Raw genomic sequence first — 25,819 nt, 5'->3', positions numbered from 1 at the left:
CAATGAAAAAAAATATTTTAAAAATCAGTACTTCTGCTTTTTTGCTTCTATGGGCATCGTCGTGTAGCAGCGATTTCCTTGAGGTTCCTCTACAAGGCAAGCCGACTGCTGATACAGACCCTAATCTGGTTCAGAACTTGGTAATAGGTGTTTATAATAGCCTGTTGACAGGCGAATCATTCGGAGCGGAAGGAGATATACATGGTTTTGCTTTTGTATCTGCTACCAATATTCTGTCGGATGATGCCGAAAAAGGTAGCACACCTATTGACCAGCAGCAGACAGCCGGGGTACTTGATGATTTTTCGGTAACATCAACTAACTCTTTTGTGCAGGCTCTTTGGAGTGGACACTATAATGGTATTGCTAAAGTAAATAATGCTTTGGCTATCATTGAGGCTTCAAATCAGGACGATGCCACTAAAAAGCGTTTAAGCGGAGAAGTAAGATTCATTCGTGGTTATTATTATTTCAATCTGGTAAGATGGTTTGGTGCAGTACCTAAAATTACACGTGTGCCAAAGGATGCCAGCGATGCCAACAACGATCCTGTTTTTCAGACCAGAGCCAGTGTTGATGAAATCTATCAGTTAATTACTGACGACTTGCAATTTGGCGCAGATAATCTGCCATTGAAAACTCAAACCGGACCAGGTAGAATCTCTAAGGGAACTGCCCAAGCTATGCTTGCTAAGGTATATATGTATCGCAAACAATGGCAGAAAGCCTATGATTTATCAAAAGAAGTAATGAACTCAGGTCAGTATGATTTATTACCTGATTATTCTACTATCTGGCGTCAGGCCGGTGATAATAGCAGAGAAGATGTTTTTGAGGTGCAGACCGGGCAATTCAACAATTCTGATTTTGGTATAAGCAATTATTCGATGTCTCAAGGACCACGCGTAGGAGGCCTAGGCGGTTGGACTGACTTAGGCTGGGGTTTTGGTACACCATCACCAAGCCTCGTGAGTGCCTACGAACCCGGAGACTTGCGTATGAATTCTACCATTATCTTTATAGATAATAGCGGAAAACATACCGGAACAACCTTATTTGACGGCTTCCGTATTCCAAGTGCCGATTCAGTTCAGAACCTTCGTTACAACTACAAAGCTTATCATTCAGAAAACAAAAACGTAGAAAACTGGTTAGGTAATCGTGACAAAAAGCAGAAAAATCTTCACTTGCTCCGTTTTGCTGAAGTATTATTAATCAATGCTGAAGCTGCCAACGAATTAGGTAAGCCTGCTGAAGCAATAGTCAATTTGAATAGAGTACGGCAGCGTGCCGGGCTAAAAGCTTTGACAGTTGGCTCTCAAACACAAGTGAGAGAAGCTGTGTGGCAAGAGCGTCATGTTGAATTAGCATTAGAGCATGATCGATTCTTTGATTTAGTGCGAACAGGTAGAGCTGCTCAGGTTTTATCGGTTACTAATAAAAATTTCAGAGCCGGAGTGAATGAGTTACTGCCTATTCCGTCTTTGCAGATTGCCTTAAGCGGTGGAAAACTTACACAAAACAACGGATACTAAAAACCAAAGGAGCCTGTAAAAACAGGCTCCCATTCAACCAACAATTATTTACAATTTAACAAATTTTTTCTATTTATGAAGACGAGTAAAATTTCATTGGGAATTATGGCAGGCGTGCTGACTGCGGGTATTTTTTTTGCATCATGTTCTGATGATACTCCTAGTTTGCCACCAATCGGTGGGTATAATAGTGCAGACGAAGTTGGTTCTTCAAGTCTGGTAGCTTACTGGGGTTTTAATGGTGACAATAAAGAGGCAAAATCAGGAATTGCTGCTGAAAAATCAGAAAATGCCACGTTTACTACTGGTGTTAAAGGACAGGCAGTTAACCTGACTAACGGTTATCTACGTTATCCGGCGACTATTACGGCATTAAACAGTGCGAATGGTTTTGGAAATTTCACAGTTTCTGCCTGGGTAAATACAAAAAATAACGGTACTTCTGCTTCAAGTATTTTTGCATTGAACGAAACTACCACTGCTGCTAAAGATTGGGGCGGGCCTATTGAAGTAATGTTAGAGACAGCTTCTTACAAACCAACGAGTGATACATTGGTATTGAAAGGTGTAATAGGACAATATTCTAGCGGAACAAGAGAAGGACATGATAACCTGAATAACTATGGTGTAATCGGAACAGATTACAAAATTGTAAAAGGTTCAGGTAAATGGACTCAAATCGTAGTGAAATATGATGCATCTACTTCAGCTATTGATATTTATGGTAACGGTGAAGTAGTTTCTAATAAAAACTTCAGAATTAGAAAAGACGGTAAATTAGGTGCCTTAGTTTTCCCTGCAACAACGTCGGTTCTGGTGGGTGGTTTTGCTAATGCAAATACAGGATACGCTAATTCTCCTGCTCAGGTTTGGCAAACCTTATTCAACGGACAAATTGATGAAATCCGTGTGTTTAATAAAGCTCTTTCTGATGCTGACATTAACGCATTATATCAATTAGAAGTAGCCGGAAGATAATTCATTATCGGTTAATTCAATTATTCCGAAGCACCTATCCTTGTGGGTGGGTGCTTCTTTATTTATTATTTTAAAGAAAATTCGCATGAAAATCTTCCATTTGGGTATTGTATTAGCAATAATCCTGTTTTCATGTAAAACCCAGAGCGTAGTTGCACCAGAGCAGTTTTTTTACAAAACTGTGGCAGTTAATGGTAGTCAATCTGCTGGGTTTAGCGTGAATAACCTTAATCTTTTGCCCAAAGTCGACATTTCCTTTTCCGCTCCTTTGAATAAAGAATCCGCTCAGACGAATATCACTTTGCAGGAAAAAAACTCATCAGTTAAAGTACCTTTAAATCTGTCATTTTCAAATCTTGACAGTTCTGTCAGCATTGTTCCGCAACAACCATTAAAAAGTATAACGCAGTACGATTTAACGGTTAATCCGGAATTAGTATCAAAGAATAAAACCTTATTCAATACTTCAATCAAAGTTGGGTTAACCACTCAGGTGGATACGACCGATAAATTTCCTCGTATCAGTGATGAAGAATTATTGACTTTGGTTCAGAAACAGACATTTAAGTATTTCTGGGATTTCGGCCATCCGGTTTCAGGTTTAGCCCGTGAACGTAATACTTCTGGTGATATTGTCACCTCAGGTGGTTCGGGATTTGGCGTCATGACTATTCCGGTGGCAATTGAGCGAGGCTTTATTACACGTAAAGAAGGTTTGGATCGAATGTTAAAAATCACAGACTTTCTTAAAAATAAAGCAAAAAGTTATCATGGTGTATTTCCTCACTGGCTGAATGGAGCTACCGGAGCAACTGTCCCTTTCAGTACTAATGATAATGGGGCTGATTTAGTAGAAACTGCCTATCTGATTCAAGGGCTATTGACCACCCGTCAATACTTTAATCAAGGGAATGCGGATGAAACCAAATTAAGAAAAGATATTAACGATCTATGGGAAGCAGTAGAATGGGATTGGTTCACTAAAGGCAGCGAAAAAGTATTATACTGGCATTGGTCACCAACTGTTGAATGGAAAATGAATCACCAGATAAGAGGTTGGAATGAATGCCTGATTACCTACTTCTTAGCTGCTGCATCACCAACGCATCCTATTCCTAAAGAAGTATATGATAATGGCTGGGCAAATAATGGCGCAATGAAGAATGGAAAAACCTATTATGGTACGGTATTACCATTAGGTTTTGAATATGGTGGCCCGTTGTTTTTCTCACATTATTCTTTTTTGGGTTTAGACCCTCGTAATCTGAAAGATAAATATGCCAATTATTGGGAGCAGAACGTAGCACATACGAAAGTTAATTATGGCTACTGTCTGGCTAATCCGAAAAAATACAATGGCTATGGCCCGAATTGTTGGGGTTTAACAGCCAGCGATACCAATACGGGTTATGCAGCTCACTCGCCAACTGAAGATTTAGGGGTTATCAGCCCGACGGCGGCTTTATCAGCTATGCCTTATACACCTAAAGAATCAATGGCAGCTTTGCATTTTTTCTATTATAAATTAGGAGATAAAATCTGGAAAAACTATGGTTTTGCAGATGCCTTTAATCTGACAAATATCTGGTTTGCCGATTCATTCTTAGCAATCGATCAGGGACCAATTATATGTATGATTGAAAATCATCGCACCGGATTACTCTGGAAATTATTTATGTCGTGTCCGGAAGTAAAAACCGGAAAAACTAAATTAGGTTTTGAATAATTAACCCAACCATAAAAGTAGATTTGTTTCATACAGGCCTTTGGCAATGCCAAAGGCTTTGTTTTTTTATTCAAACTGAAACGCAAAATATGTGACAGTTCCTTTGCTAATATTTCTGATAGCATGAGGCACATTCGACTCTAAAAAGATAATATCTCCAATGCCCGCTTTTATCCATGTTCCGGCGATGTGCTCTTCGGCTATATTATCAATAGGCAATAATATTTCTGCCGCTTTATGCGTATGGGGTGGATGGCTTTCTAAACCCTCTTTTAAGGTAGTTACGTGCATTTCAAAACGCTTTGTCATGGAAGTAGGCTTATCAAAAAACTTCCTGATACCACCTTTGTCATGCGCCTGAAAGGGTATATCTTTCCAGTTAATCATAAATGAACCACCTGCCTGCTTACCCCTTTCAAGATTCTTAGGTTCTCTTGATTCATAGCGCATCACATAATAGGTAAGATACTTATCACCTTTGTTCGTAAAGCCATGTTCTTCACCGGAATTAATTAATACTACGCTTCCAGTGCCTAAAATCTGAGTTTTACCCTCAATGGTTACAGTTAATTCTCCTTCTTTTACAATAATCATTTCTTCCTCCTCGTGATTATGACTTGGGTGTGGTGATTGATGCGGATAAACTGTGGTTGCATGTATTTTGATATGCTTAAAGTGTACTGAACTTCCTTCCAACAAAGGCCTTTGCTCCATATTCTCTTTTTTGGTCACAGGTGCATCGGCCCAATGATAAATTTTTGCTTCAATGGGCTTAAAAGCATCCTGCCCGATACCAACTAATGCACAGCAAAAAAAGGAGAGAAGTAGAGGAAATTTCATAAGGTTGATAGTTAAAGATCAATTGGAATTAAAACTTTTTGTATAATCACCCAATCACTCAACACCGGATCGTGCAGACTAAATCACTAATTAACTCAATCACACATTCACTCAATTCCTCAAATCAGGAATCTCGTTAATATCATGATAAATGATTTTACCCTTTGCTTGTCCTGTGCTTGTCATTTCATCTGCCCCATTTGATGGCCCACCAACTCTTAATACTGCCGTACAGAAACTAATCAAATCTACAGCAACCGGATGGAATATCTGATTGAATATCTCATCACCCATTTGTCTAGAACCTGCTGTTGCTATTAATGGTAAAGCAAACCATTCACCTAAAACCGGAAGATGTCCTTTTTTATAAACTTCTAAAGCCATCTCATGCATGAAATGCACGTTTTTTTCAATCAGGGCCGGATCATCGTTTGTTCCGGAACGGTATGGCCCGGCAATCAGAATCATTTGTTGTTTCTCCATCAGGTAAATTATATTTGAGTAAAGGTTAAAGTTACTCAAATATATCTCTTCTCATAAGCAGAGTGATTTAATTTTAGCTAATGGTAAAATCAGAATTTCTTTTGAAGCGCCTCAATAGCCGCTGCCAGATACACCATTGGCGCATTCCAGTTAATGGCAATTTCATTAGAGGCATAAGAACAAACGTCATCTGTAAATGACTCATCGGCAATTTTGGTCGTATAAGTTGTGCACTTATCCTGCTGACCTGGATTTGGACCACCAGAAAGTAACCCTGGAACTGGTTCAGCTATACTATCAGCTTCCGAAGGACGGTGGTGTGGGTGCATCACTTGCTTAGAACCAAAACCTGTAAGTAGGGAGTATCCGATAGCATTTCTGCCTAATAGGTAATCTAAATTACTTAATGCGCCCTCAAGATACTTTTTATCAGCTGTAATTTTGTAAGCTTGTAAAAGGGCTATTCCTTGGTTAGCCGCATGCGAACTACTCCCCCACATGTAATCCCTGGCAGTTTTACCCATCACCGTGTTAAAAGCCTGTTGATTAACTCCATTAAGAAGATTGTCTGCAAAGCTGGTAATCTGTTTTTTAAGCTCCGGTAATGTCTGCTTGCCTTTAGGAGTTAAGATTTTCTCTGATCGTATTAAACTATAATACCCAAGCATTCGCACCTGACCCCACGTTGGCAATGGGAGATTGTTGTCAGGAAATAAATTGGTTTGCAACGAATAACTATCATCTTTAGTAGTAATCCATAATTCAGTCGCTGCCCAGATCCATTCGTCTGCACTATTTCTGTCACCATACTCTCCTGTTACCACATCAGGGTCAAATTGCTTGTTATTTTCATTTTGTAAATACAATGCTTTCGGATTGGCCTTTGCCCATTCCCATGCTTTTAGTGCCGCAGTCAGACAAGAGTCAGCTAAACCCGGCAATTGTTTTTCAAAAGGCTTGAAAACTCTGTTAGCTTGCGCCATCACTGCCGCAAAATCAAGTGCGGCAGTAATACTTTTCTGAACCACATAGCGAGGCTTAACAGCTTTATCAGGCATTACCATTCCATCAAAAGAAGGATTTGTTAATTTATGATAAACTCCCCCATCGTTCGGGTCTTGCATGGTAAGCATCCATCTTAAATTCCAAAGAGATTCATCCAATAAGTCAGGGATACCATTCTTGCTTTCAGGAATATTGATTTCAAAGCTTTTGAAATAAGAAGGATGGTCTTCATACAAGGAGAATAATGTGCCCATTGTGATACCTGAGTTCACAATATACTTATTATAATCCCCGGCATCATACCAGCCTTTTGGCGAAGAAATAACAGTATTTTCAGGACGCTCTCTACTAGCTGCTGATGGGTGTACCAGAACCTTATCATCTGGGTGTCCAGCGTTTCTATGCCATTTTTCTGCAAATTTTTCAGGCAAATCTGTTGAGACTCTTTGATAATAAAAGCCTTTCAAAGATGCTTTTGCTGCTTCTCTATGAATATCGTTTTTGATTTCAAATGGGTAGGAGATACCTTTATCGGGAATAGAAATATAATACTTTCCTGGTTTTTGAAAGGCTGAGAAATCTGCTATCTGTGTTGTTTTTTGAGAAATCGCATTTGTTCTTTGTGCAGATAGTTTTCCTATGAAGACAACATCTTTTTTGTTTTGCGCCAATATTACAAAACCAGTTTGGATATCGCCAACCCAAACGGCTGTTTTTGGCCCTTTCGGATAAAAGCCAACCTGATTCAATCTGATATTTTCAGGTTGGGCTAATACTTGTTGCAAACAAAACAATAAAGTTAATTGTAACGATATTTTCTTGAGGTTGAATAATTGAGTCATGGTAGTAGGGAGTTTAAAAATAAAGCCACACTCGCTTCAAATTTATCAGAAAGTGTGGCTGGTATTTGTGGGCAAAGTTATAATTTGCCTATCGTAATTTACTTTGGTTATCTTTTCAGACCTGGGATTGCTTAATTTAATTTTATATCAGTTCTGATTTCACGGAATCAAAACGTATGCTAATAAACTAAATAACTGTCAACTTGACAATTATTTATTAGGCTTAAAAGAAAAATATCCTATTGACTTGATGGTTTAATGCCAGATTACCTTTGAATTACTATTTTCTTAACTACAACTTTCTCATTTTGTATCAATCTTGCCAAATAAACTTTTTCTGTCAGGCTATGATTAATTTCGGTTGTTTTAGTGCCTTTTTGGATCGCTTGTTCATAAACCTTTCTTCCCTGTACATCAATCAACTCAATTTTCTCAAATGCCCCAGTTTCCCATTGAATAGTTATTTTATCGCTTGATGGATTAGGAAATACCTTGATAGCTAACTCTTCTTCTGTTTCTTTTCCTAAAATACTTACCTGGCCCACTTTGCCTGACAATTGAATTGAAGTAACAGAAAATGGTGGCAGAGAGATATTAATTTTATTATCAGTAATAGTCAGATTACTTTCTACTAAAGCATTTTTAGTATCAGAGAAGAATGTTTCTGTATTAGGCAAAGACTTCAGACTCAATGCCTTTAACTGCTGATTATTCAGTACAAAATTATCAAAGCTCAAATTGATATTCTGAGCGGCAGTACCAGACCTATTCACTAAAACCACTGTAATTGAGTCTTGTTTGGCATTAATGCTTGGATAAGCTGAAACCAGAGTTTCATTAGAAGACTCGCCTTTAATTGAACTGGTTTTATTGTATTTACTTAATAAATGAAGTGTTTCCCACATACCTGGTTTCCAATACCAGGGAGTAAAAATCTCAACCCCATTTTTCATAAATTCACCAATAGTAGATGCATACCAGACAGCTGTTACATTTGCATTATCACCCTCAATTCCCATTTCTGTCAAGCCAAGTGTTATGCCATGATTAGCACCCATATATTTAGTGAGCCAATCATTTATCCGACCAAAAATGTACTCTTTATTCTGACTATTATCCCATGAACCATTGACATTTTTTACTCCGTTGGACCCCGGGTATATATAGTTTCTATCGAAAAATACTCTATGCAATTGTACAATTTCATCATTCACTTTGGTAGGAGGGTAGAAGTGAATATCAAACACATCGAGTAATTTAATACCGCTTGCTTTTTGCTCTTCTGCTACTCGCTTAATAAAATACTCTAACCACGGATAATTTCTGCCTTCATGATTGATAGTAGTGGGCCAGTTATACCATTGCCATTCATTGGCAGTAACAGGTCCAACTAATTTAATGTCAGGATATTTCTTACGGGCTTTTTTTGCAACAGCAAAATATTTCTGCATAAACTCCTCAGCAGAAATAGGTTTCGGTACAACATCATCGTGCGAACCATTCCAGATTTCTGCTTCATTATCCATATTCCAGAAAATGATTTTACTTTTGTCTAAACCTATACCCTTAGACCCAAACCAATGGTCAAGAATACCTGTAGTTGAATCGGCCGTCCATTTTTCTAAGTATAGGTTTGGATCACCATCAGTTTTTGCTTTTGTTCCTGTGGTATTGAGTACCCCGCCCCCCGCTAAATTCTGATTGACTCCTTCCCACCAGTTTGAACGATTATATTCCCAATCGTTAAAATTATATTGGTTGGTTTTAGCGGCCATCCCTATCAATTGAAACGCCCACATGCCTTGTGCGTTGGGAAAATTCTTCTGTAAATTCCGGGCCACATTATCCCAATCGTTGGTATATACATTATTATACCAGTCCGGATGGCTTGATAATTTCCTACGCCAGTTGTATTTGGTGCTATTGTTGCCACCACTTTCCCGAAAGAATCTTACCCCAGCATCACGCAAACGGGTTAAGTCTTCTGCTGATAATTGTTCATTCGGATTGGTTGAAGAAAAGGAATTGTTTCGCCCGTAGAGAAAAGGTGAAATTTGTTTTACCTCTTTTGTAGGGTCTATTTTGATAGTAACCTGTGCTGCAATGTTCAGGCTTATGCATGTAAGAAGTATGGATAATTTTTTCATGACAATAAAATTTTACAATAATCAAATAAATCATGCTATACAAAACAGTATAGCATGACCGTTTACGAAATTTATTCTTATTAACCGTTTAATATACTTTCTATCTTTTGGAGTTCATTATGGGTGAAATCCAGATTGTGCAGGCATCGCAGTGAATCCTCCAGTTGAGAAACCCTACTTGCACCAATCAATACTGATGTAACTCTATAATCTTTCAATAACCATGATAAAGCCATTTGTGCTAAGGTCTGACTGCGTTCCAGAGCTAAATCATTTAACTGGTGGATTTTAGCAATTACGCTTTCACTTACCTGATTTTCCTGCAAATGTCCATGAGTTTTTGCGGCTCTCGAATCTACCGGAATACCTTTCAGATATTTATCTGTCAATAAGCCCTGTGCCAGAGGAGAGAAAGGTATACAACCCACACCATTTTCGCCCAGAACATCTAATAATCCTCCTTCAACCCAACGCTCAAACATAGAATATTTAGGTTGATGGATTAAACAAGGTGTTCCCAACTGTTTCAGAATTGCAATGGCTTTAGCAGCATCTTCTGCCTGATAATTAGAAATACCTACATATAAAGCCTTACCTTGTCGCACAATTAAATCCAGTGCTGACATAGTTTCTTCTAAAGGTGTATCGGGGTCAGGACGATGGTGATAAAATATATCTACATAATCTAAACCCATGCGTTTAAGGCTTTGGTCAAGACTTGCCACCAGATATTTTTTTGAACCCCACTCACCATAAGGTCCCGGCCACATCAGATAGCCTGCCTTTGAAGAAATAATCAGTTCATCACGATACTGAGTAAAGTCTTTTTTTAGTATCAATCCAAAGTTCTCTTCAGCCGAACCGGGAGGTGGGCCATAATTATTGGCTAAATCAAAATGGGTAATACCATTATCGAAAGCGGTGCGCAGAATAGCCCGGTAGTTTTCGAAAACATCGACACCACCGAAATTATGCCAGAGTCCTAAAGAAATGGCAGGTAACTTAATGCCACTTTTACCACAACGGCGGTATGTCATTTGTTCGTATCGGGTAGGATTTGCTTCGTAGCTCATAGAATCTTTGGTTAAAACTATTCAAACTTCTTTCCAACTGTCAAGCCTTTCCAATCATCCGTGCGAAACGGACTGGCCGGTAAACCATCAGTATTATATAGATTGGCATCATCCGGCGCATCAGCCCAGGCATATCTTACTGCTATAGGTTTTACACCTTTCGGGTGATATACCACAACTTTATCACCTATAACATCAGCTTTAGCATAATAGAAAGCCTTGTCCTCTCCGGCAATTTCAAATCCTTTCAGGTATCCGAATTTATCTTTTACCATTAAGCCTTTGCCAATATATTTGAAAGAGAGTGTCGCTTTACCATCTTCAAACTTTACAGATTCATACATCGGCCCGGATGGTAAGACATCCTGGTTATAGTCAAATTTCAAAGCATTTATAGCCAAACGATGCCCTACATCCTGCTTGTTTGTCGGGTGAATATCTTTAGGGTTACCAACATCCGTTGTTACGGCCATACCCGTTTTAGGCAGACTTAAGGTCATGGTTTGGGCTTCTCTTAACTCACCCCAATTACTCCCTTGATTACTGGTCTGATAATCGCCATAGCTTGACAACTGAACAAAATAGAAAGAGAAATCATCTTTCCATTGCTTGCGCCAATCGTTAATCATTAACGGGAAGCTTGTACGATATTGATAGGCTCTTCCGGCATTACTTTCTCCCTGATACCATAGGGCACCTCTGATGGCAAAAGGCACTAAAGGCGCAATCATTGAATTATAGATAGTTGTTCCCAGATTATTACTTGAATGTACATATTCATGCTTGTCAGCAAATGAGGGCATAATTTTCCAACCATTCGCGAGACTGATTTTGTCCGTACCTGCACTTACATATAAATCGTCAGCACTTCCCATTAAGCCCAGTCCATACCAGGATGGGTTCACCATTCCACCGAATTTTATCATTAACTGATTATTACCTGCTTTCCAGGTATTGGCAGGAATACTGATTTTGCGAATACCTTTTTCAGCACCCTCATATACCAATTTCCCGTTGATAAAAATCTGATTCTGCGCATCCTGAATACCCAAGCCTAAAGTTGTTTCTTTAGAAGCCATATCGGCAGGCATGTCAATAGTGCGAGCCATGAATCCATTTCCGCGGAACATCCAGACTCCTTTCCAATCCCATTGTCCCAACGGATTGCCAGCACTTAGCCATTTTGAGAAATCATAATTGGCCTCAAAGTACTTTTTCTCATCTTCTGCAGATGGATCGATGCTTTCACTACCCAATAAATTCTTTCTCGTTTTTGCGTCATGAATTTTATCTGCATCCGCCCAGTTATCAGGTAAGCTTTGTGCGTAAGATTTTAATTCACTATCTGTCAGCATAGCTTCTTTGCTAATCCAGCCCTCAATCTGCGAGCCTCCCCATGAAGAATGAAGTAAACCCACCGGAATATTCAATTTCTGATATAATTCACGGGCGAAGAAGAAGCCAACGGCCGTAAAATTACCAACCGTTTCAGAGGAACAGACTTTCCATTCTCCTGATTTTAAATCGGCTTGTGGGGTCATCATTACTTCATGATCCACAAAAAAATGTCTGATTTTAGGATAATCTGCGTTTTGCTTTTCCTGAATATAATTATTCGCCTGCGCAACCCGCCACTCCATATTAGACTGACCGGAACATAGCCAGACTTCGCCAACGAGAATATCATTCACAGTCAGATTACCCGACTTTGCAGTGGCATTCAACTGGTAGGGGCCACCAGCTTCCATCGGAGTGAACTTCACCATCCACTTGCCAGATGCATCAGCTTTAGCAGATTGAGATTGGTTGCTTAAGGACACTTTTACATTTTCATTGGGAGCAGCCCAACCCCAGACAGGAATGGGCTTTTGTCGTTGAAGCACGACGTGGTCTGAAAACAGTCGGGCTAATTTTAGTTGTGCGAATGCTGCTGAATGTAAAGCCAATAGCAGCAGAACCGATACGCATCGTTTCATAAAAAGGTCGTTTAAGGGAGGTTGAATAATTTTAGGCTCTAAAATTATTATTTTTTGCGCAAAACTTACGATAATCTTCTGATAACTTCCATACACGCACGCGCATTGTGATAAGGGCATTTCCAGAAACCAGCTTTATCTTGACGTTTCATGGGTTGATTATTGCCATCCAAGCCCCAATACCATTCTCCACTTGGGGTAATCAATGATTTTTTGATAAAATCCCAACTTGCCACAGAATGATCCAAAAATTCTTTTTGTTTAGATATTTCATAGGCATTCAGAAAACCTACCATGGCTTCTGCTTGTACCCACCAGTGTTTCTCTTTATTCAGATGATGAGCATCCTGCTCGTTGAACATTCCACCATCAGTATCCAGACCCTTTTCTGATGCTTTAGCCATTTGTACGGCCAACTTTCTGATTGGCTCTATTAGCTTTTTATCTCCTAAAACTTCTGCCGCTTCAACCAATAACCATGAAGACTCAATATCGTGCCCAAATGAAACAATATCAGACTTTACTGTCCAGTCATCGGCAAAGAATAGGTGTTGTGTATGTGTTTGTTTATCAACAATATGTTCGGTAAAATCTTTGAGCAGGCTTTTGATTTGCTTGGCCAGATGGTCATTTTTCCATGCTCTGTATAAATTAGTGAATGGTTCAATGATATGCAGATGCGTATTCATTGATTTCTTCTGGTCTTCTTTACCTTGGGTTATTACCTTGTCCTGAATGATTTTCCAGTCAGCAGAAGTTACCTCGTAGTAACCACCATGTTTCGGGTCATAGGCCACGTGCTCCAGAATCTGAAAAAGTTCAATAGCTTTGTCCAACGCATGTTTATCATGAAAAGCTCTGTAGTATTCTGAGAAACCATAGAGCATAAATCCCTGTCCGTAAATTTGCTTATGGGTTTCTTTAGGATTGCCCAGATAATCAACCGACCAATAACCGCCACTGTTTTTCTTATCCCAGAAATGTTCCAGAAGATAATCATACGCACACTTTGCCATTTCTTTATAGACAGGCTTGGGTTGATGAATATAAGCAGCTGAAAAAGTCCAGAGAATACGACTATTCAGAACCAGACCTTTATCAGCATCTTTAATAATCTGGTCGCCGGCGGTAATTTTGCCGTAAAATCCACCATGTTCTTTGTCTACCGAATATTTTATCCAGTAGTTCAGAATATTATCTAATTCTTTTTCAACTTCGCTACGAAAGGTTTTCAAATCCATTTCTGAAAAGAGATTTAATAGGTATAGAGCCTGGTAAATGTACAATTGAATGATTGTGTGGGTGAAGAATAAAATCCATTCAGACCCAAAATTTAGGCATTAATCAGTCTTTTTGTGTCTTTATAGCTTAAATTTTTTTCTATAATCGTATTCAGGCTTTCTACTGAAGCGGCCGAGCGGAAACCATCTTCTGGGGTATTGATACAATAGTCGATTAATTTATCAATCGTACTGGTAGCTACATGCATACGGGTATCAGATGAAGCATAATAAATAAATACAGTACCATCATCATCAAGAATCCACCCATTAGAAAAGGTCACATTTGATACATCACCCACACGTTCTGCTCCTTCCGGTGCAATAAAATATCCGGCAGGTTTATGAATCACTTTTGTCAGATCATCCAAGTCAGTTATAAATAGATAAAGGACATAGCGTAATCCGGCAGCGGTGTTGCGCACACCATGCGCTAGATGTAACCAGCCATGCGACGTTTTAAGTGGAGCAGGACCTTGACCATTCTTTACCTCATAAACCGTATGATATCGCTTTTCATCAACAATATATTCTTTCTCTACAATTGCATTCTCCATCGAATCAGTAAAACCTAAACCAATTCCACCGCCAGTTCCAGCTTCGATAAAACCGTCTTGCGGACGAGTATATAAAGCATATTTGCCATTGACAAATTCAGGATGTAATACTACATTGCGTTGCTGAGGTGATGGCGTTTTTAAATCTGGCAGACGTTCCCAATGTTTAAAATCTTTGGTACGTGCAATGCCACATTGCGCTATTGCTGAAGATTCGTCTCCTTTTTTTGCATGATGATCTTTGCGTTCGGTGCAGAATAAGCCATATATCCAACCGTCTTCATGAGCCACCAAACGAATATCATATACGTTACCATCAGGAATATCAGTTTCGGGCATGGTTATAGGGTAGTCCCAGAATTTAAAATTATCAATACCATTCGGGCTTTCGGCAATAGCAAAGAAAGATTTGCGGTCTAAACCTTCAACTCTCACAGCCAAAAGATATTTTCCTTTACATTTAATGGCTCCGGCATTGAAAGTAGCATTTATACCGAATCTTTCCATTAGATATGGATTGGTATCTTGGTTTAAGTCATAGCGCCAGAAGAGAGGTGTATGAGCAGCAGTTAATACCGGATTCTTATAACGATCATAAATTCCATTACCGAGTTCAACTTTTTCATTCGGCTGCTCAATTAATGCTTGATGCGTTTGTTGAAGTAGCGAAAGTCTATTTTCAAAAAAGGTCATTTTATAAAATTAGTTTTGTTTTTGGGTAAGTATAATTATAGGTTGGTACAAAATCTTAATCATTTGGTAGCTTCTGATACCATGTTTTACGCAGTATTAATATACACATCAACAATACTACTGCTGAAACAATGCTTTGTTGTGGTTTTAGCAATACCATAAATACAGGCAATGCTGTGATTGCTGTCTGGGCTATTGTGCCTATTACCACATTGAACATATCTTTACCGAAATCTTTATTCCGCTCAAAAGAAGGGTCTTCTTTTTTCACCTCATCCAATATCGGCTGCCAGAAACCCCATGGACGTACATTCTTGTAAAAACTTTTTAACACGCTTATATCTGTAGATGGCGTCATAAGAGAACCAGATACACAACCAATAACCGACAATAATAGAATGATAGGGAAATAATAGAGTGGGAGAGTGGCAGAGAATATCGTTGGTAATACCATAGCCGAAGCAATCCCTGCGAACATACCCCAGAAAAAGCCATTGCCATTAAATCTCCACCAATGCCATTTCAATACGTTGGCTGCTATATAACCTCCATATAGCGCTCCAACTATCCATTGTAAAATAGTATTTACGTCTTTAGCAAAAATACCAAGCACAATACTAATAGCTACCATAATTACCCCAGAGATATAATTCATCTGACTAATCTCTTTATTGCTGGCTTTGGGCTTAATTGATTTAAGATAAATATCATTTACTATATAGGCTTGTGCAGCATTGAGTGTACCTGCAAATGTGCCCATAAAAGCTGCCATTAATTCTACTAAAAACAAACCCATTAAACCAGCAGGAGCAAATTTGAGTATAGCTGCCGGAAGAATGCGCTCAAAGTCAACACCTGTAGCTGTCTGAATATTCAGGTCTTTATAGTAGAGTAATCCTAATACTGTAAATCCGATTATCATCAGGTAGCGAGTAGGAAGCAGTACAATATTTACAAACATATTCATCATGGCTGCCTCTCTTGGTGATTTGGTTGAGAGAATCTTCTGCATATCATAATTGGGAGCAGGGCCAGCCAAACTTGCCAATATTCCTTTAGCTGTCATTAAAGAGAAGAATACACCAAACGGGTCAAACTTATCTTCTTTTATTTTAGCATTGACTTCCGGTATGATATTACTCCAATCAATACCTAAATTCCATCCGAAAGACAAATCAAACCAACCATTGGGCACAGGTAAAGATTGCCCACCTAACTCTGTCATTGCAATGATAGCGATACTTATTGAACCCAAAGCCATTAAAGAATACTGTACTACGTCTGCCCATACAATGCTTGACATGCCACCCATAATGGAGTATAGTACCGCAAAAAGCGTGAATATAATACCATAGAAATGGGCTGTAAACGAAGCAGGAACGGTAAATGGCAGATAAGATTGAACAGCTTCAATAGGAATAAAGATTTCTATAAATTTCCCTAAACCAATAAATCCATATGCCATAAAACCCAGGCAGCTCAATAAAGCAAAGGCCACAATGATTTTATGCGAACGCATGGCATCCGGCCCTGTTCCAAATCGGGTAAGCATCCATTCTGCTCCCGTAGAAGCGTTCGAACGGCGTAACCAGATTGATAAATAAGCAAACATAAAAACCTGATTAAATACAGGCCATAACCAGGGCAACCAGATGCTTTTTACGCCATAAATAAACATTATAGAAACCATCCATAACGTACCTGAAATATCAAACATCCCTGAGGCATTCGAAATACCCAACATCCACCAGGGTAATTTATTACCACCCAGCATGTATTCATCCTTGTTACGTTTTGCCCGTTCCCTCATTATAAATCCGATGGAAGAAACAATAAGCAGGTAAACAAGTATAACAATGCCGTCTAAGAGGTGTATTTTCATAAAAAGGGTGGTATTCAGGTATCAGTTTGATTCAGCAAATAGATTATTTTCCTTTATATAGATTTTTTTTTGTGGCCCCTTTTTCTAATAAAACCTTACCAGATTGAATCATTTTTAAGAAATCAGGAACGCTTTTCTGTCCTTCGTAAGGGGCGTAATAGTGTCGGTCATATCCATTCCTCCAAACCAGAAAGTAAGAAAGTTTACTGTCTTGAACTACTGGTAATACAATATTTGTCCACCAATCAGCCTCGGTAACCTGTTCCAGCCCCATTTCGGTTACAGCACAAGGCTTGTTGTCTTCTGTTGCAATCTCTTCCAGTGTGCTAACCATTCGTTGAAAATCTTTCTTGAATTTTTCGTTACTGGCAGGGGCATCTCTGTGATAAATGTCAAAACCTATTATATCCACGTAATCATTGCCAGGATAGCGCTCTAAATAATGCTCTTTTGAGTTGAATCTATCAGTAGAATAGCCAATCAATATATTATGCACGTTTTTCTTTTTTACTAAATAATCAATTGTAAAACGCCACATTTTTTTGTATTCCTCGGGTGTACAATGCCCTGCTCCCCACCAGAACCATGACCCTGTATGCTCATGATACGGCCGGAAAATAACAGGTATCAATTCACCTTTCGAGCCTTTAAGACTTTTGATGAAGTTGGCTACATTATCCAGCCATCCTTCATATCTTTTCAGGTTATCTGTATTATCAAAAATATGTTTAATAGTTGAATCTGCTTTATCCCAACTGGTTTTCTTAGGGTCAGTAGGATTATTTAAATGCCAGCTTATGGTATTTACCCCTCCGCGCTCATACGTTTCTTTAATATATTGTCTCATTTTGACAAAAGGTACCTTGTCAAGATCGCGTGTACTATCAAATTCAATTTTTCCTAAATCCCAACCTAAAACAGCCGGATATTCTCCTGAGACTGTTTTAATATCAGAGCGTCCATCTTGTCCAATCCATCTGGTGCCATCAGGATTCAGACCGTAGGCAAGCCCATCCTGGTGTCCTAACATTACTCCCTGCTTCTGAGTGGCTAATAAATTACGATAAAGATTTTTAGTTTCTTTTGTGGCTTTTTTATCTACCTGTCCAAAGCTGAGGAGAGAGACAAGAAATGATAAAAGAAAAGTTGTAGCGGTTTTCATAGGTTTTTTAAAAATAGGGGTAGTGGTTAACTACCCCGGAGTGGTTAGATGTATTGGGATTGAATGATTGCGTGAATGAGTGATTATAAATTTTGATTTCAATTTATATCCGGAAATGAAAACTAATCACTCATTCACTAAATCACTAAATATTACTTCACAAGAATCACGTCATCAAAATAGAATACTTCATCTTGTTTGTCTGGTCCCTGGATTCTGAAACCTAATTGTTGTAGGCTCTTACCTGCCGACCAGAAGTCGATATCAGATAATTTCACTTTAAAGTAGTTCCAAACGCCTGCTTTCACATTCAATTTATTAGCATCTGCAAAATTTCCGAATCCGGCTTTGCTGGCATCGGTAGTGATATATAGCGAATAATCTTCGGATGCACCTTTAATCCAAACCGAAAGATATTTATAGTCGGCTGAATATGGAACAGTTGGCCACCAATTCGTAAAGTTAATCAAGTGCCAGTTACCTTTCTGATAGTTTTTACCTACAGATTTAAGTCCTGTTTTAAATTGTGCTGTTGAAATAGCACCTGCATCTCCCCATGAACCATCTGCAAAACCTTCGCCATAGCCTTCGGTAAATACTTGAAGGGCTTTGTCGAGATTTACAAATTCCTGCGTAGTTTTAAACAAACCCGTACCATTTACGATGTCAAGCGTTGCACTGTTTACGCTGGAAGCTGGCATCTTAACAACCAATTGTTTCTTGGTTTTCGAAACAATTGTGGCCTTATCAGTTGTTCCTGTCAAAGTAACAGAAATTACATCATCTAAATTATTACCGTCAATTGTGATTTCAGAATCCTTTGTAAAGTTGTAGTTTGATATACTAGCTACTGAAGGGAATGCCAATACTTTAAATGGAACACTTAGCTTAGCACCAGCACTATTTGTAAAAATAATGTTTTGCGTACCACCTGCGGCATCTTCTGGTACACGGAAAATAAGCGCTTCACTTGTATTTAAGGTTGGTTGAAAACCTGCAGGAACATTATTTTTTTCAAAAACAATTGAACGCATATCACCTAAGCCAGTACCTGTTAAGGTAAGAACTGTTCCACCTGCCGCGGAGTCCGGTTTAATTCCGGCTGACTTAGGATCGCCAGGGCCAATCTGAGGTCTGCCATCTGTATCCTCTGTACATGAACTTACTGTAAAGCCCAGTAGCAATGCTAAGGATAGAAGAGAAAGTATATTTTTAAATGGATATTTTTTCATTGATATTCTCATTAATAATTATTTGTAATAAGGTACTGCAGGCTTTGCTAATTCTGGGTCCTGGATAATTTCACCTGCCGGAATTGGTACAAACATTCTATTTTCAGTGAATGTAGTAATGTAATTAGGGCCTCCATCAAACGAACCTCTGTTTTGTTTTTCGATAATTGCCTTAGCTTTCGCATACCCTTGACGTTGAATATCATACCAGTAGTCTCCTTCAAAAGCAAATTCCACACGACGCTCATGTAAAATCTGGTCAAGTGTCAGGGAGGTTCTGGCAGGTAGTCCGGCACGTGCTCTTACTGCGTTCAATGCTTGTAAAGCAGAAGCATCAGTAGTTGAGGCATTGGCGCCTAAAGTAGCTTCTGCATAAATCAATAATATATCAGCATAGCGAAGTAATACTACATTGTTACCTGAATTTTGTCCTAAAACAGGTTCACCACCAAAGCTTTTGCCAGGCCCCGCAAAGTATTTAGCAATATTGGCTCTTACAGCATTTTTATTGCCACCATCTTCGGCAGGTTGTAAGGTATCATATTTATATCCATTAGCCATAAATGCATTGTATTTTGGCTGATTGGCACGTTGTGGTTTCCATGTCGGGTTCGTCCAGCCATGTTCCATTACTGACCATTTTCTGCGTAAATCACCAAACTCATATTCTTTCAATAAGTCTAAAGACGGCATATACATTTCCCATGCATCAGCTTCTGCGGTTCTCAGGTTACTTGGGCCACGGTCAGGATTTTTGATATTTCCGGTTCCCCAAGGATCAACCGCAAATTGATGTTGGATTGAGAAAAGACTTTCTGCATTATTATTCATGCTGGCTTTGGTAAACATACCATTGTAGTCGCTAACCAATTGATATTTACCCGAACTGATTACCTCTTGTGCTTTAGCTTTTGCATTGGTATAGTCTTTATTATATAAATACAATTTAGCCAGCATTCCCTTTGCAGAATATTTGGTTAATCTGCCAGGTTCATCAGATTCAGGGAGTTTGGCTTCTGCCATTTGTAATTCTTCCTGAGCAAAGCGAAGTACGTCTTTCTGGAAATATCTCGGAATATTGAAATTACCAGATAGTGCAGTTTCACCCGGGTCTGTAATAATCGGTGCATCTCCCCAGGTTCGGGCAATATAAAAATAGAGGGTACCTCTGATAAAATGACACTCTGCAATGGCAGGGTCAAGATATTCTGCACCACCGCCAGCGGCCTTTTTCTCTTCGAACGTCTTAATCATTACGTTAGAGTAACCGATTATCTTATAGAATGCACCCCAGGCAGCTCCTACACGCTCAGAGGCCGATGATAATGAGAAATTCAGGTATTCAATATCTGTATAAGAAAACATATTACCAGACATTACGTCGCCAATGGCATCCTGCGCTCTACTTTCGTAATTGCGCCAAGGCAAACCACTGTATAAAGTACTTGTCGCTGCACGCACTTCGGCGGCATTGTTATAATAGTTTCCGGTTGTAGTACCAGATAGTGATGGTCTGTCAATAAAATCTTTACTACACGAGGCCGATATTACCAGAGGCAAAACAAGGGCCGATATTTTTAATAGTTTCATTGTAAATTTTTTGATTTAAGAAGCAGCAGGCTTCAATGTTCATAAATGTTTCCCGCTTAGAATTCAACATTTGCACCTACTGTAAAAGTACGTGGGTTAGGGTAGTGACCCGTATCAACATTCATCAACTTAATGCTATTGTTAAAGGCACCAATTTCAGGATCATAACCAGAGTAGTTAGTGAATGTTTTCAAATTCTGGATTGAACCATAAATTCTGAAATTAGAACCTTTGATTTTGTTAAGAACCTTTCTTGGAATACGGTAGCCCAAAGTAATATTCTGGATTCTCATATAAGAAGCATCCTCAACATATCTGTCTGACATCGCAATGTTATTCTTGTTCGTATTGGTAAATCTTGGCAGCGTACCATCAGTATTAGTATCAGTATAACGATCCATTACAGTACGCATTTGGTTAGACCATGGGCTGTTCATTCCTTCTAACTGCCAACGCAAGAAGTTATATGCCTTAGCGCCCTGACTACCTTGTAAGAATAAAGTGAAATCGAAGTTTTTGTAGTTAACGTTGTTTGTTAAACCATAAGTAAAATCAGGAAGGGGACTACCCAGGAAAGTCATATCACCAGCATCAATTTTACCATCACCATTAATATCTTTGAATCTTACGTCTCCCAGATAAGTCTGAGTAGGGTCAACAATATAACCGAATTGCGGAAGACTTGCATCAAGGTCAGCTTGTGTACGGAATAAACCATCTGTTACTAATCCCCAGAATGAACCAACCGGACGGCCTGGAGTAGTGTGCGTAATCAGATAGTTATTATAGTATACTTTACCATCCAAAGCTGATGCAGCACTGGCAGCTTTATCATACGTATTTTTGAATCTGGTAAATACAAGATTGGTTTTCCAGGTTAAATCGTTGTTTTTGATATTTGTGGTTGTGATACCAATGTCAATACCTGTGTTTGTCATTTGTCCTGCATTACCTAGCGGTGCTTTCAAATCGTCCCATTGGTCGCCAACCCCGATAAGGTTTGGTCCGGTAAGGAAGATAATCATATCAGAAGTAACCTTCTTATACACATCGATTGTTGCATCGATTCTGCCATTCAGTAAGCCTAAATCAATACCTGCATTTGTTGTTTTAACTGACTCCCATTTCAGGTTAGGGTTTGGAATACCATTAATCATATTAGAAGTACCAAAACCAACAGGGCCAGAGAAGAATTGTACCGCACCTACATAAGCAGGGTTAGGTGCACCACCCGGGAAGTTCTGATTACCAACCGCACCATAACCAGCTCTCAATTTCAGGTACACGCTGCTCAACTTCTCTTTCATGAATTTTTCATTCGAAATGGTCCAGCCTGCAGATACGCCCGGGAAATAACCCCAGCGATTGTTAGGACCAAAGTTTGAAGAACCATCAGCTCTGAAACTTGCTGAAACTGAGTATTTATCATCGTAAGTATAATTTGCTCTGGCGAAATAAGATTCCATTGCCCATTGCCCTTTACCACCACTTAGTCCCCAGGTTGTCTGGTCTGAGCTACCTGTGCTTAAGTCGAAGATATTAGCTTGCAAGTCAACCTTTGTACCTGAAATGGCCTGCCAGTATGACGATTGTGCCTGGTGGCCCACAGTGGCCTGAATGCCATGCTTATTGAAATACTTATTATAATTTAGATAATTAGTGATTGAATAATAATAGCTATCAGAACGATTATCAATCAATTTGCTTCTAAAAGTATCACCACCTACATTACCTGTCTTCTGGAAGGCAATGTTGTTGTCTTGTCCTAATGAATAAGATAATTCATTTCTCAGAGACAAGTCTTTATATATCTGGAATTCAGCATATAAGCTACCAAAAACATTGTTGGTTGTTTTTGTATTCCCTCTGAACTGGCTATTACCTACTAAGTTGGCATTACTATAGCGCACACCTCCGATAGTCTGACCACCACCCCAGCTCCCGTCAAGATTTTTTACCGGAGTCAAAGGGCTGGTAACGGCACCCCACCAGATAGTACTCTCAGCTGCATCGGCCAGACTCACATTCTGAATACTTCTGGTAACGTTGGCACTAAGACCTATTTTCGCCCAGCTTTTCAATTGATTATCAATGCTGAAACGAGAAGAAAAACGTTTGAAATCAGAGCCTAATAAGATACCCGTGTTATCGTAATAGTTTAATGAAAGATAATAAGTAGTTTTATCCTTACCACCCGAGAAACTCAACTGGTGGTTCTGCACCTGTCCGTGTCTGAACATCGCTTCCTGCCAGTCAGTACCTTTGCCTAATACAGAAAGGTCTTTAAATTCATCAGAAACAGGGTTACCAATAATTGGAAGCACTTCGTTCTGATATTGTGCAAATTCGCGCAGATTCATCAGATCCAGTTTCTTCGATACTTCCGAAACCCCGTAGTACATTTCATAGTTAATTTTTCCCTCACCTTGTTTTCCTTTTTTGGTGGTGATGAGAATCACACCGTTGGCCGCCTGTGAACCATAGATAGCTTGCGCTGAGGCATCTTTCAATACATCAATCGACTCAATATCATTTGGGTTTAGCATCGCCATTACACTATTTCCGGTTTGTCCGTTCGAGCCACCCAAACCATCAAATCCTCTATTGTCCGAAGTATTGCCGCTTACAAACGGTACACCATCAATCACAAATAAAGGGTCATTACTATTGATAGAGGTAACTCCGCGAACTTTTACAGAAACCCCACCACCAGGTTGACCACTATTACTTGTTACAGTTACCCCTGCAGCCTTACCTTGTAGCATCTGGTCGATACCTGCTACCGGCATATCTTTCAGATCTTTCGCTTTTATTGAGGTAATGGAAGAACTGATATCTGCACGCTTGGAAGTACCATAACCTACTACTACTACCTCCTCCAAAGTCTGGTCTTCAGCAGTTAATCTGACATCAATTTTGGTTTGGTTACCAACTGGTATTTCTTTGGTAGTCATACCGACGAATGAAAAAATCAAAGATTGTGCTGTATTGGAAACGGTGATAGAGTAATTGCCATCAGCATTGGTTGCAGTACCTTGATTTACGCCTTTTGCTACTACCGAGACTCCGGGCAAGGCTTCGCCCTTGTCGTCTGTTACTTTACCTGTTATGGTTCGTTGTTGTGCTATGAGCGACATGCTCATCATCGAAATAAAGCCAAACAGAAGTAATCTGATAAAGTTTTGCTTCATAAAAAATTAAGGATAGTTAAAAGAGAAAAATTTGCACAAAGTTGATAAAAATTTGGATATAAAGCATAGTACTATTTTAACTATTTATAACATAAAAAGGATAATTGTACATTTGACAGGTATTTTTACTTGGTTAATATAGTTATAATAAATATTTATATAGTTAAATAAATCTAGGAAATGCCTCAATAATAATTAAAATAATTTAAAAACTAATGAAATTCTGATTGTGATACTATTCTGACTTGTATAGATATCTGTAGAGAACTTTTATCAATATACGTCTTAGTCATAAAATTGCATTTTACTCTTACAATTCTCTGAATTTCAAAGTTTTATAGATATGAATCTGGCTTTTGTCGACAGAATAAGGGAGTGACAGAAACTCAAGAAAAATGGTATGTATGCATAATAAAAATGGAAAGTCATTTGACCTTCCATTTTTTATAATTGCTGAATAATCATCTACTGCTCCAATAACTTCAAAACTTCTTTGGCTATAACAGATAATTGTCCTTGTGTATTCTGGTCTGAAACATTGGTGAGTAGTACTATTCCGTTTTTTTGTTCGGGATGAATAATGAGGTAACTGCTGAAACCCAAAGTACCTCCACTTTGGAAGACGCGTCTGGGCATAGGCGCTTTATCATCCATTTGCCAGTTTAGTCCCATGGCATAGTATTGAATATTACCCCACGTTGGCTGATGCGTAAGTTTAACAACCGGATTAGATTCATCGATATGCCATTGGGCGTATCGAATTAAATCTTCGGTAGTAGAGTAAATACCTGCTGCCGCAGCCTCCTGAGGCAAAACATAGGACATAGTTTTACCGATTCCATTATGGCCAGGCAATTGTTGAGTCTTAGGCATCAGTGAATAAGTCCGATTCATTTTTAATGGAGAAGCTATGTATTTCTGGACCAATTCGTTAAATGGCATTTGGTAAATCCGCTCCAGAATAAAACCTAAAAGTTGTGTAGCAGCATTGGAATAATTCAGATTAACGCCTGGTATGTTTACAAGTTTTATTTGATGCAGGTCAGTGAAGAAATCTTTTGGGGTATAGATTGTCCGTTTTTGCTCAAAAGCAATAGAATCTTGTAAAGTAACAAATTTGCCTGGCTTAACAGGTAAGTTAAAAGGTAAACCCGAACTATGGTTAAGTAAATGGCTTAATCGAATCGGTTGGCCTTCATACTCCAGATTAGGATAATTGGCAGATATATACTTACGAATATCATCATCAAGTCTTACTTTACCATCAATCACCGCTTGTGCCAGTAAAGTGCCGGTGATTGTTTTACTGATTGACCCAATCTCATAAGTTGTCGTTGAGGAGGGTAGCTGTTTTTGCTTATACTTTGTAGTGCCAAAATTATAGAAATACGTTTTACCATTTTGAGTTACTCCAATGGATAATGCTACAAAAGAATACTCCTTTGCAAAAGCTGCGCCTTGCATTTGGATAAATGAATCAACTTTTGCCATTGGGCTATTAGAGGTTTTAATGGTTTGCCCGAAAGTTAAATGTGCAGTAAGAGATAAAAGTAGAACGATGGTTATAGTTTTAGGAAAATGCATAATAATTGGGTTTCAGGCGAGAACTCTGATGAGGTTTATTAGT

At 38.9% G+C, this 25,819-nt stretch carries 17 protein-coding genes; 3 read left to right on the top strand and 14 right to left on the bottom strand.

From position 1 onward, the window contains the following. Positions 1-2 precede the first annotated feature (2 nt). From D0T08_RS23135 to D0T08_RS23125, 3 genes are all read left to right on the top strand, one after another. Positions 3-1,535: a RagB/SusD family nutrient uptake outer membrane protein gene (locus D0T08_RS23135; protein WP_199538209.1), complete on the top strand. Its 1,533-nt coding sequence runs from the start codon at positions 3-5 to the stop codon at positions 1,533-1,535. A 75-nt stretch (positions 1,536-1,610) separates the two neighbouring features. Beyond that, on the top strand, positions 1,611-2,513 hold the full coding sequence (locus D0T08_RS23130) for a LamG-like jellyroll fold domain-containing protein (protein ID WP_116985130.1): 903 nt from the start codon (positions 1,611-1,613) through the stop codon (positions 2,511-2,513). Between the two features lie 85 nt (positions 2,514-2,598). Then, a complete protein-coding gene (locus D0T08_RS23125; protein WP_116985129.1) occupies positions 2,599-4,239 on the top strand; it encodes a glucoamylase family protein in 1,641 nt (546 codons plus the stop codon). Positions 4,240-4,305: 66 nt separating this feature from the next. Here the strand turns inward: D0T08_RS23125 and D0T08_RS23120 are convergent, their stop codons facing one another. The 14 genes from D0T08_RS23120 to D0T08_RS23055 all read right to left on the bottom strand — a co-directional run bounded on the left by D0T08_RS23120 (position 4,306) and on the right by D0T08_RS23055 (position 25,776). Beyond that, on the bottom strand, positions 4,306-5,079 hold the full coding sequence (locus D0T08_RS23120) for a cupin domain-containing protein (RefSeq protein ID WP_116985128.1): 774 nt from the start codon (positions 5,077-5,079) through the stop codon (positions 4,306-4,308). A 111-nt stretch (positions 5,080-5,190) separates the two neighbouring features. Then, positions 5,191-5,562 (bottom strand): DUF4406 domain-containing protein, encoded by a 372-nt coding sequence (locus D0T08_RS23115; protein ID WP_116985127.1) that lies wholly within the window; start codon positions 5,560-5,562, stop codon positions 5,191-5,193. A gap of 89 nt (positions 5,563-5,651) precedes the next feature. Next, positions 5,652-7,409 (bottom strand): glycoside hydrolase family 9 protein, encoded by a 1,758-nt coding sequence (locus tag D0T08_RS23110; protein WP_116985126.1) that lies wholly within the window; start codon positions 7,407-7,409, stop codon positions 5,652-5,654. A gap of 266 nt (positions 7,410-7,675) precedes the next feature. Continuing rightward, on the bottom strand, positions 7,676-9,556 hold the full coding sequence (locus D0T08_RS23105; RefSeq protein ID WP_116985125.1) for a glycoside hydrolase family 44 protein: 1,881 nt from the start codon (positions 9,554-9,556) through the stop codon (positions 7,676-7,678). 80 nt (positions 9,557-9,636) lie between these two features. Next, positions 9,637-10,629 (bottom strand): L-glyceraldehyde 3-phosphate reductase, encoded by a 993-nt coding sequence (gene mgrA / locus D0T08_RS23100; RefSeq protein WP_116985124.1) that lies wholly within the window; start codon positions 10,627-10,629, stop codon positions 9,637-9,639. 17 nt (positions 10,630-10,646) lie between these two features. Further along, the gene (locus D0T08_RS23095) at positions 10,647-12,605 is read right to left on the bottom strand and encodes a sialate O-acetylesterase (protein ID WP_116985123.1); all 1,959 of its coding nucleotides are present in this window, start codon (positions 12,603-12,605) and stop codon (positions 10,647-10,649) included. 65 nt (positions 12,606-12,670) lie between these two features. Continuing rightward, entirely contained in the window at positions 12,671-13,846 is a 1,176-nt protein-coding gene (locus D0T08_RS23090) for an AGE family epimerase/isomerase (RefSeq protein ID WP_116985122.1), read from the bottom strand. A gap of 92 nt (positions 13,847-13,938) precedes the next feature. After that, positions 13,939-15,135, bottom strand: coding sequence for a glycosidase (locus D0T08_RS23085; RefSeq protein ID WP_116985121.1), 1,197 nt, complete (start codon positions 15,133-15,135; stop codon positions 13,939-13,941). A gap of 55 nt (positions 15,136-15,190) precedes the next feature. Next, the gene (locus D0T08_RS23080; RefSeq protein ID WP_116985120.1) at positions 15,191-17,017 is read right to left on the bottom strand and encodes a sodium:solute symporter family protein; all 1,827 of its coding nucleotides are present in this window, start codon (positions 17,015-17,017) and stop codon (positions 15,191-15,193) included. 43 nt (positions 17,018-17,060) lie between these two features. Continuing rightward, positions 17,061-18,179: a glycoside hydrolase family 26 protein gene (locus tag D0T08_RS23075; RefSeq protein ID WP_116985119.1), complete on the bottom strand. Its 1,119-nt coding sequence runs from the start codon at positions 18,177-18,179 to the stop codon at positions 17,061-17,063. A gap of 152 nt (positions 18,180-18,331) precedes the next feature. Further along, positions 18,332-19,411 (bottom strand): IPT/TIG domain-containing protein, encoded by a 1,080-nt coding sequence (locus D0T08_RS23070; protein ID WP_116985118.1) that lies wholly within the window; start codon positions 19,409-19,411, stop codon positions 18,332-18,334. Between the two features lie 18 nt (positions 19,412-19,429). Further along, positions 19,430-21,001, bottom strand: a complete 1,572-nt coding sequence (locus tag D0T08_RS23065; protein ID WP_116985117.1) for a RagB/SusD family nutrient uptake outer membrane protein — start codon at positions 20,999-21,001, stop codon at positions 19,430-19,432. Between the two features lie 56 nt (positions 21,002-21,057). Beyond that, the gene (locus D0T08_RS23060; RefSeq protein WP_116985116.1) at positions 21,058-24,192 is read right to left on the bottom strand and encodes a TonB-dependent receptor; all 3,135 of its coding nucleotides are present in this window, start codon (positions 24,190-24,192) and stop codon (positions 21,058-21,060) included. A 465-nt stretch (positions 24,193-24,657) separates the two neighbouring features. Next, positions 24,658-25,776, bottom strand: coding sequence for a serine hydrolase (locus D0T08_RS23055; protein WP_116985115.1), 1,119 nt, complete (start codon positions 25,774-25,776; stop codon positions 24,658-24,660). Between the last annotated feature and the right edge of the window lie 43 nt (positions 25,777-25,819).

The organism is Emticicia sp. C21 (assembly GCF_003418935.1).
In the GTDB taxonomy this organism is placed as follows: domain Bacteria; phylum Bacteroidota; class Bacteroidia; order Cytophagales; family Spirosomataceae; genus Emticicia.
The sequence above is the reverse complement of the archived record's forward strand: the minus strand, read 5'-3'. Positions and strand labels throughout refer to the sequence as shown.

What these genes read in the sequence shown, in the direction of transcription:
- D0T08_RS23135 (WP_199538209.1), top strand. Translation starts at nt 3, where the DNA reads ATGAAAAAAAATATTTTAAAAATCAGTACTTCTGCTTTTTTGCTTCTA.
- D0T08_RS23130 (WP_116985130.1), top strand. Translation starts at nt 1,611, where the DNA reads ATGAAGACGAGTAAAATTTCATTGGGAATTATGGCAGGCGTGCTGACT.
- D0T08_RS23125 (WP_116985129.1), top strand. Translation starts at nt 2,599, where the DNA reads ATGAAAATCTTCCATTTGGGTATTGTATTAGCAATAATCCTGTTTTCA.
- D0T08_RS23120 (WP_116985128.1), bottom strand. Translation starts at nt 5,079, where the DNA reads ATGAAATTTCCTCTACTTCTCTCCTTTTTTTGCTGTGCATTAGTTGGT.
- D0T08_RS23115 (WP_116985127.1), bottom strand. Translation starts at nt 5,562, where the DNA reads ATGGAGAAACAACAAATGATTCTGATTGCCGGGCCATACCGTTCCGGA.
- D0T08_RS23110 (WP_116985126.1), bottom strand. Translation starts at nt 7,409, where the DNA reads ATGACTCAATTATTCAACCTCAAGAAAATATCGTTACAATTAACTTTA.
- D0T08_RS23105 (WP_116985125.1), bottom strand. Translation starts at nt 9,556, where the DNA reads ATGAAAAAATTATCCATACTTCTTACATGCATAAGCCTGAACATTGCA.
- mgrA (WP_116985124.1), bottom strand. Translation starts at nt 10,629, where the DNA reads ATGAGCTACGAAGCAAATCCTACCCGATACGAACAAATGACATACCGC.
- D0T08_RS23095 (WP_116985123.1), bottom strand. Translation starts at nt 12,605, where the DNA reads ATGAAACGATGCGTATCGGTTCTGCTGCTATTGGCTTTACATTCAGCA.
- D0T08_RS23090 (WP_116985122.1), bottom strand. Translation starts at nt 13,846, where the DNA reads ATGGATTTGAAAACCTTTCGTAGCGAAGTTGAAAAAGAATTAGATAAT.
- D0T08_RS23085 (WP_116985121.1), bottom strand. Translation starts at nt 15,135, where the DNA reads ATGACCTTTTTTGAAAATAGACTTTCGCTACTTCAACAAACGCATCAA.
- D0T08_RS23080 (WP_116985120.1), bottom strand. Translation starts at nt 17,017, where the DNA reads ATGAAAATACACCTCTTAGACGGCATTGTTATACTTGTTTACCTGCTT.
- D0T08_RS23075 (WP_116985119.1), bottom strand. Translation starts at nt 18,179, where the DNA reads ATGAAAACCGCTACAACTTTTCTTTTATCATTTCTTGTCTCTCTCCTC.
- D0T08_RS23070 (WP_116985118.1), bottom strand. Translation starts at nt 19,411, where the DNA reads ATGAAAAAATATCCATTTAAAAATATACTTTCTCTTCTATCCTTAGCA.
- D0T08_RS23065 (WP_116985117.1), bottom strand. Translation starts at nt 21,001, where the DNA reads ATGAAACTATTAAAAATATCGGCCCTTGTTTTGCCTCTGGTAATATCG.
- D0T08_RS23060 (WP_116985116.1), bottom strand. Translation starts at nt 24,192, where the DNA reads ATGAAGCAAAACTTTATCAGATTACTTCTGTTTGGCTTTATTTCGATG.
- D0T08_RS23055 (WP_116985115.1), bottom strand. Translation starts at nt 25,776, where the DNA reads ATGCATTTTCCTAAAACTATAACCATCGTTCTACTTTTATCTCTTACT.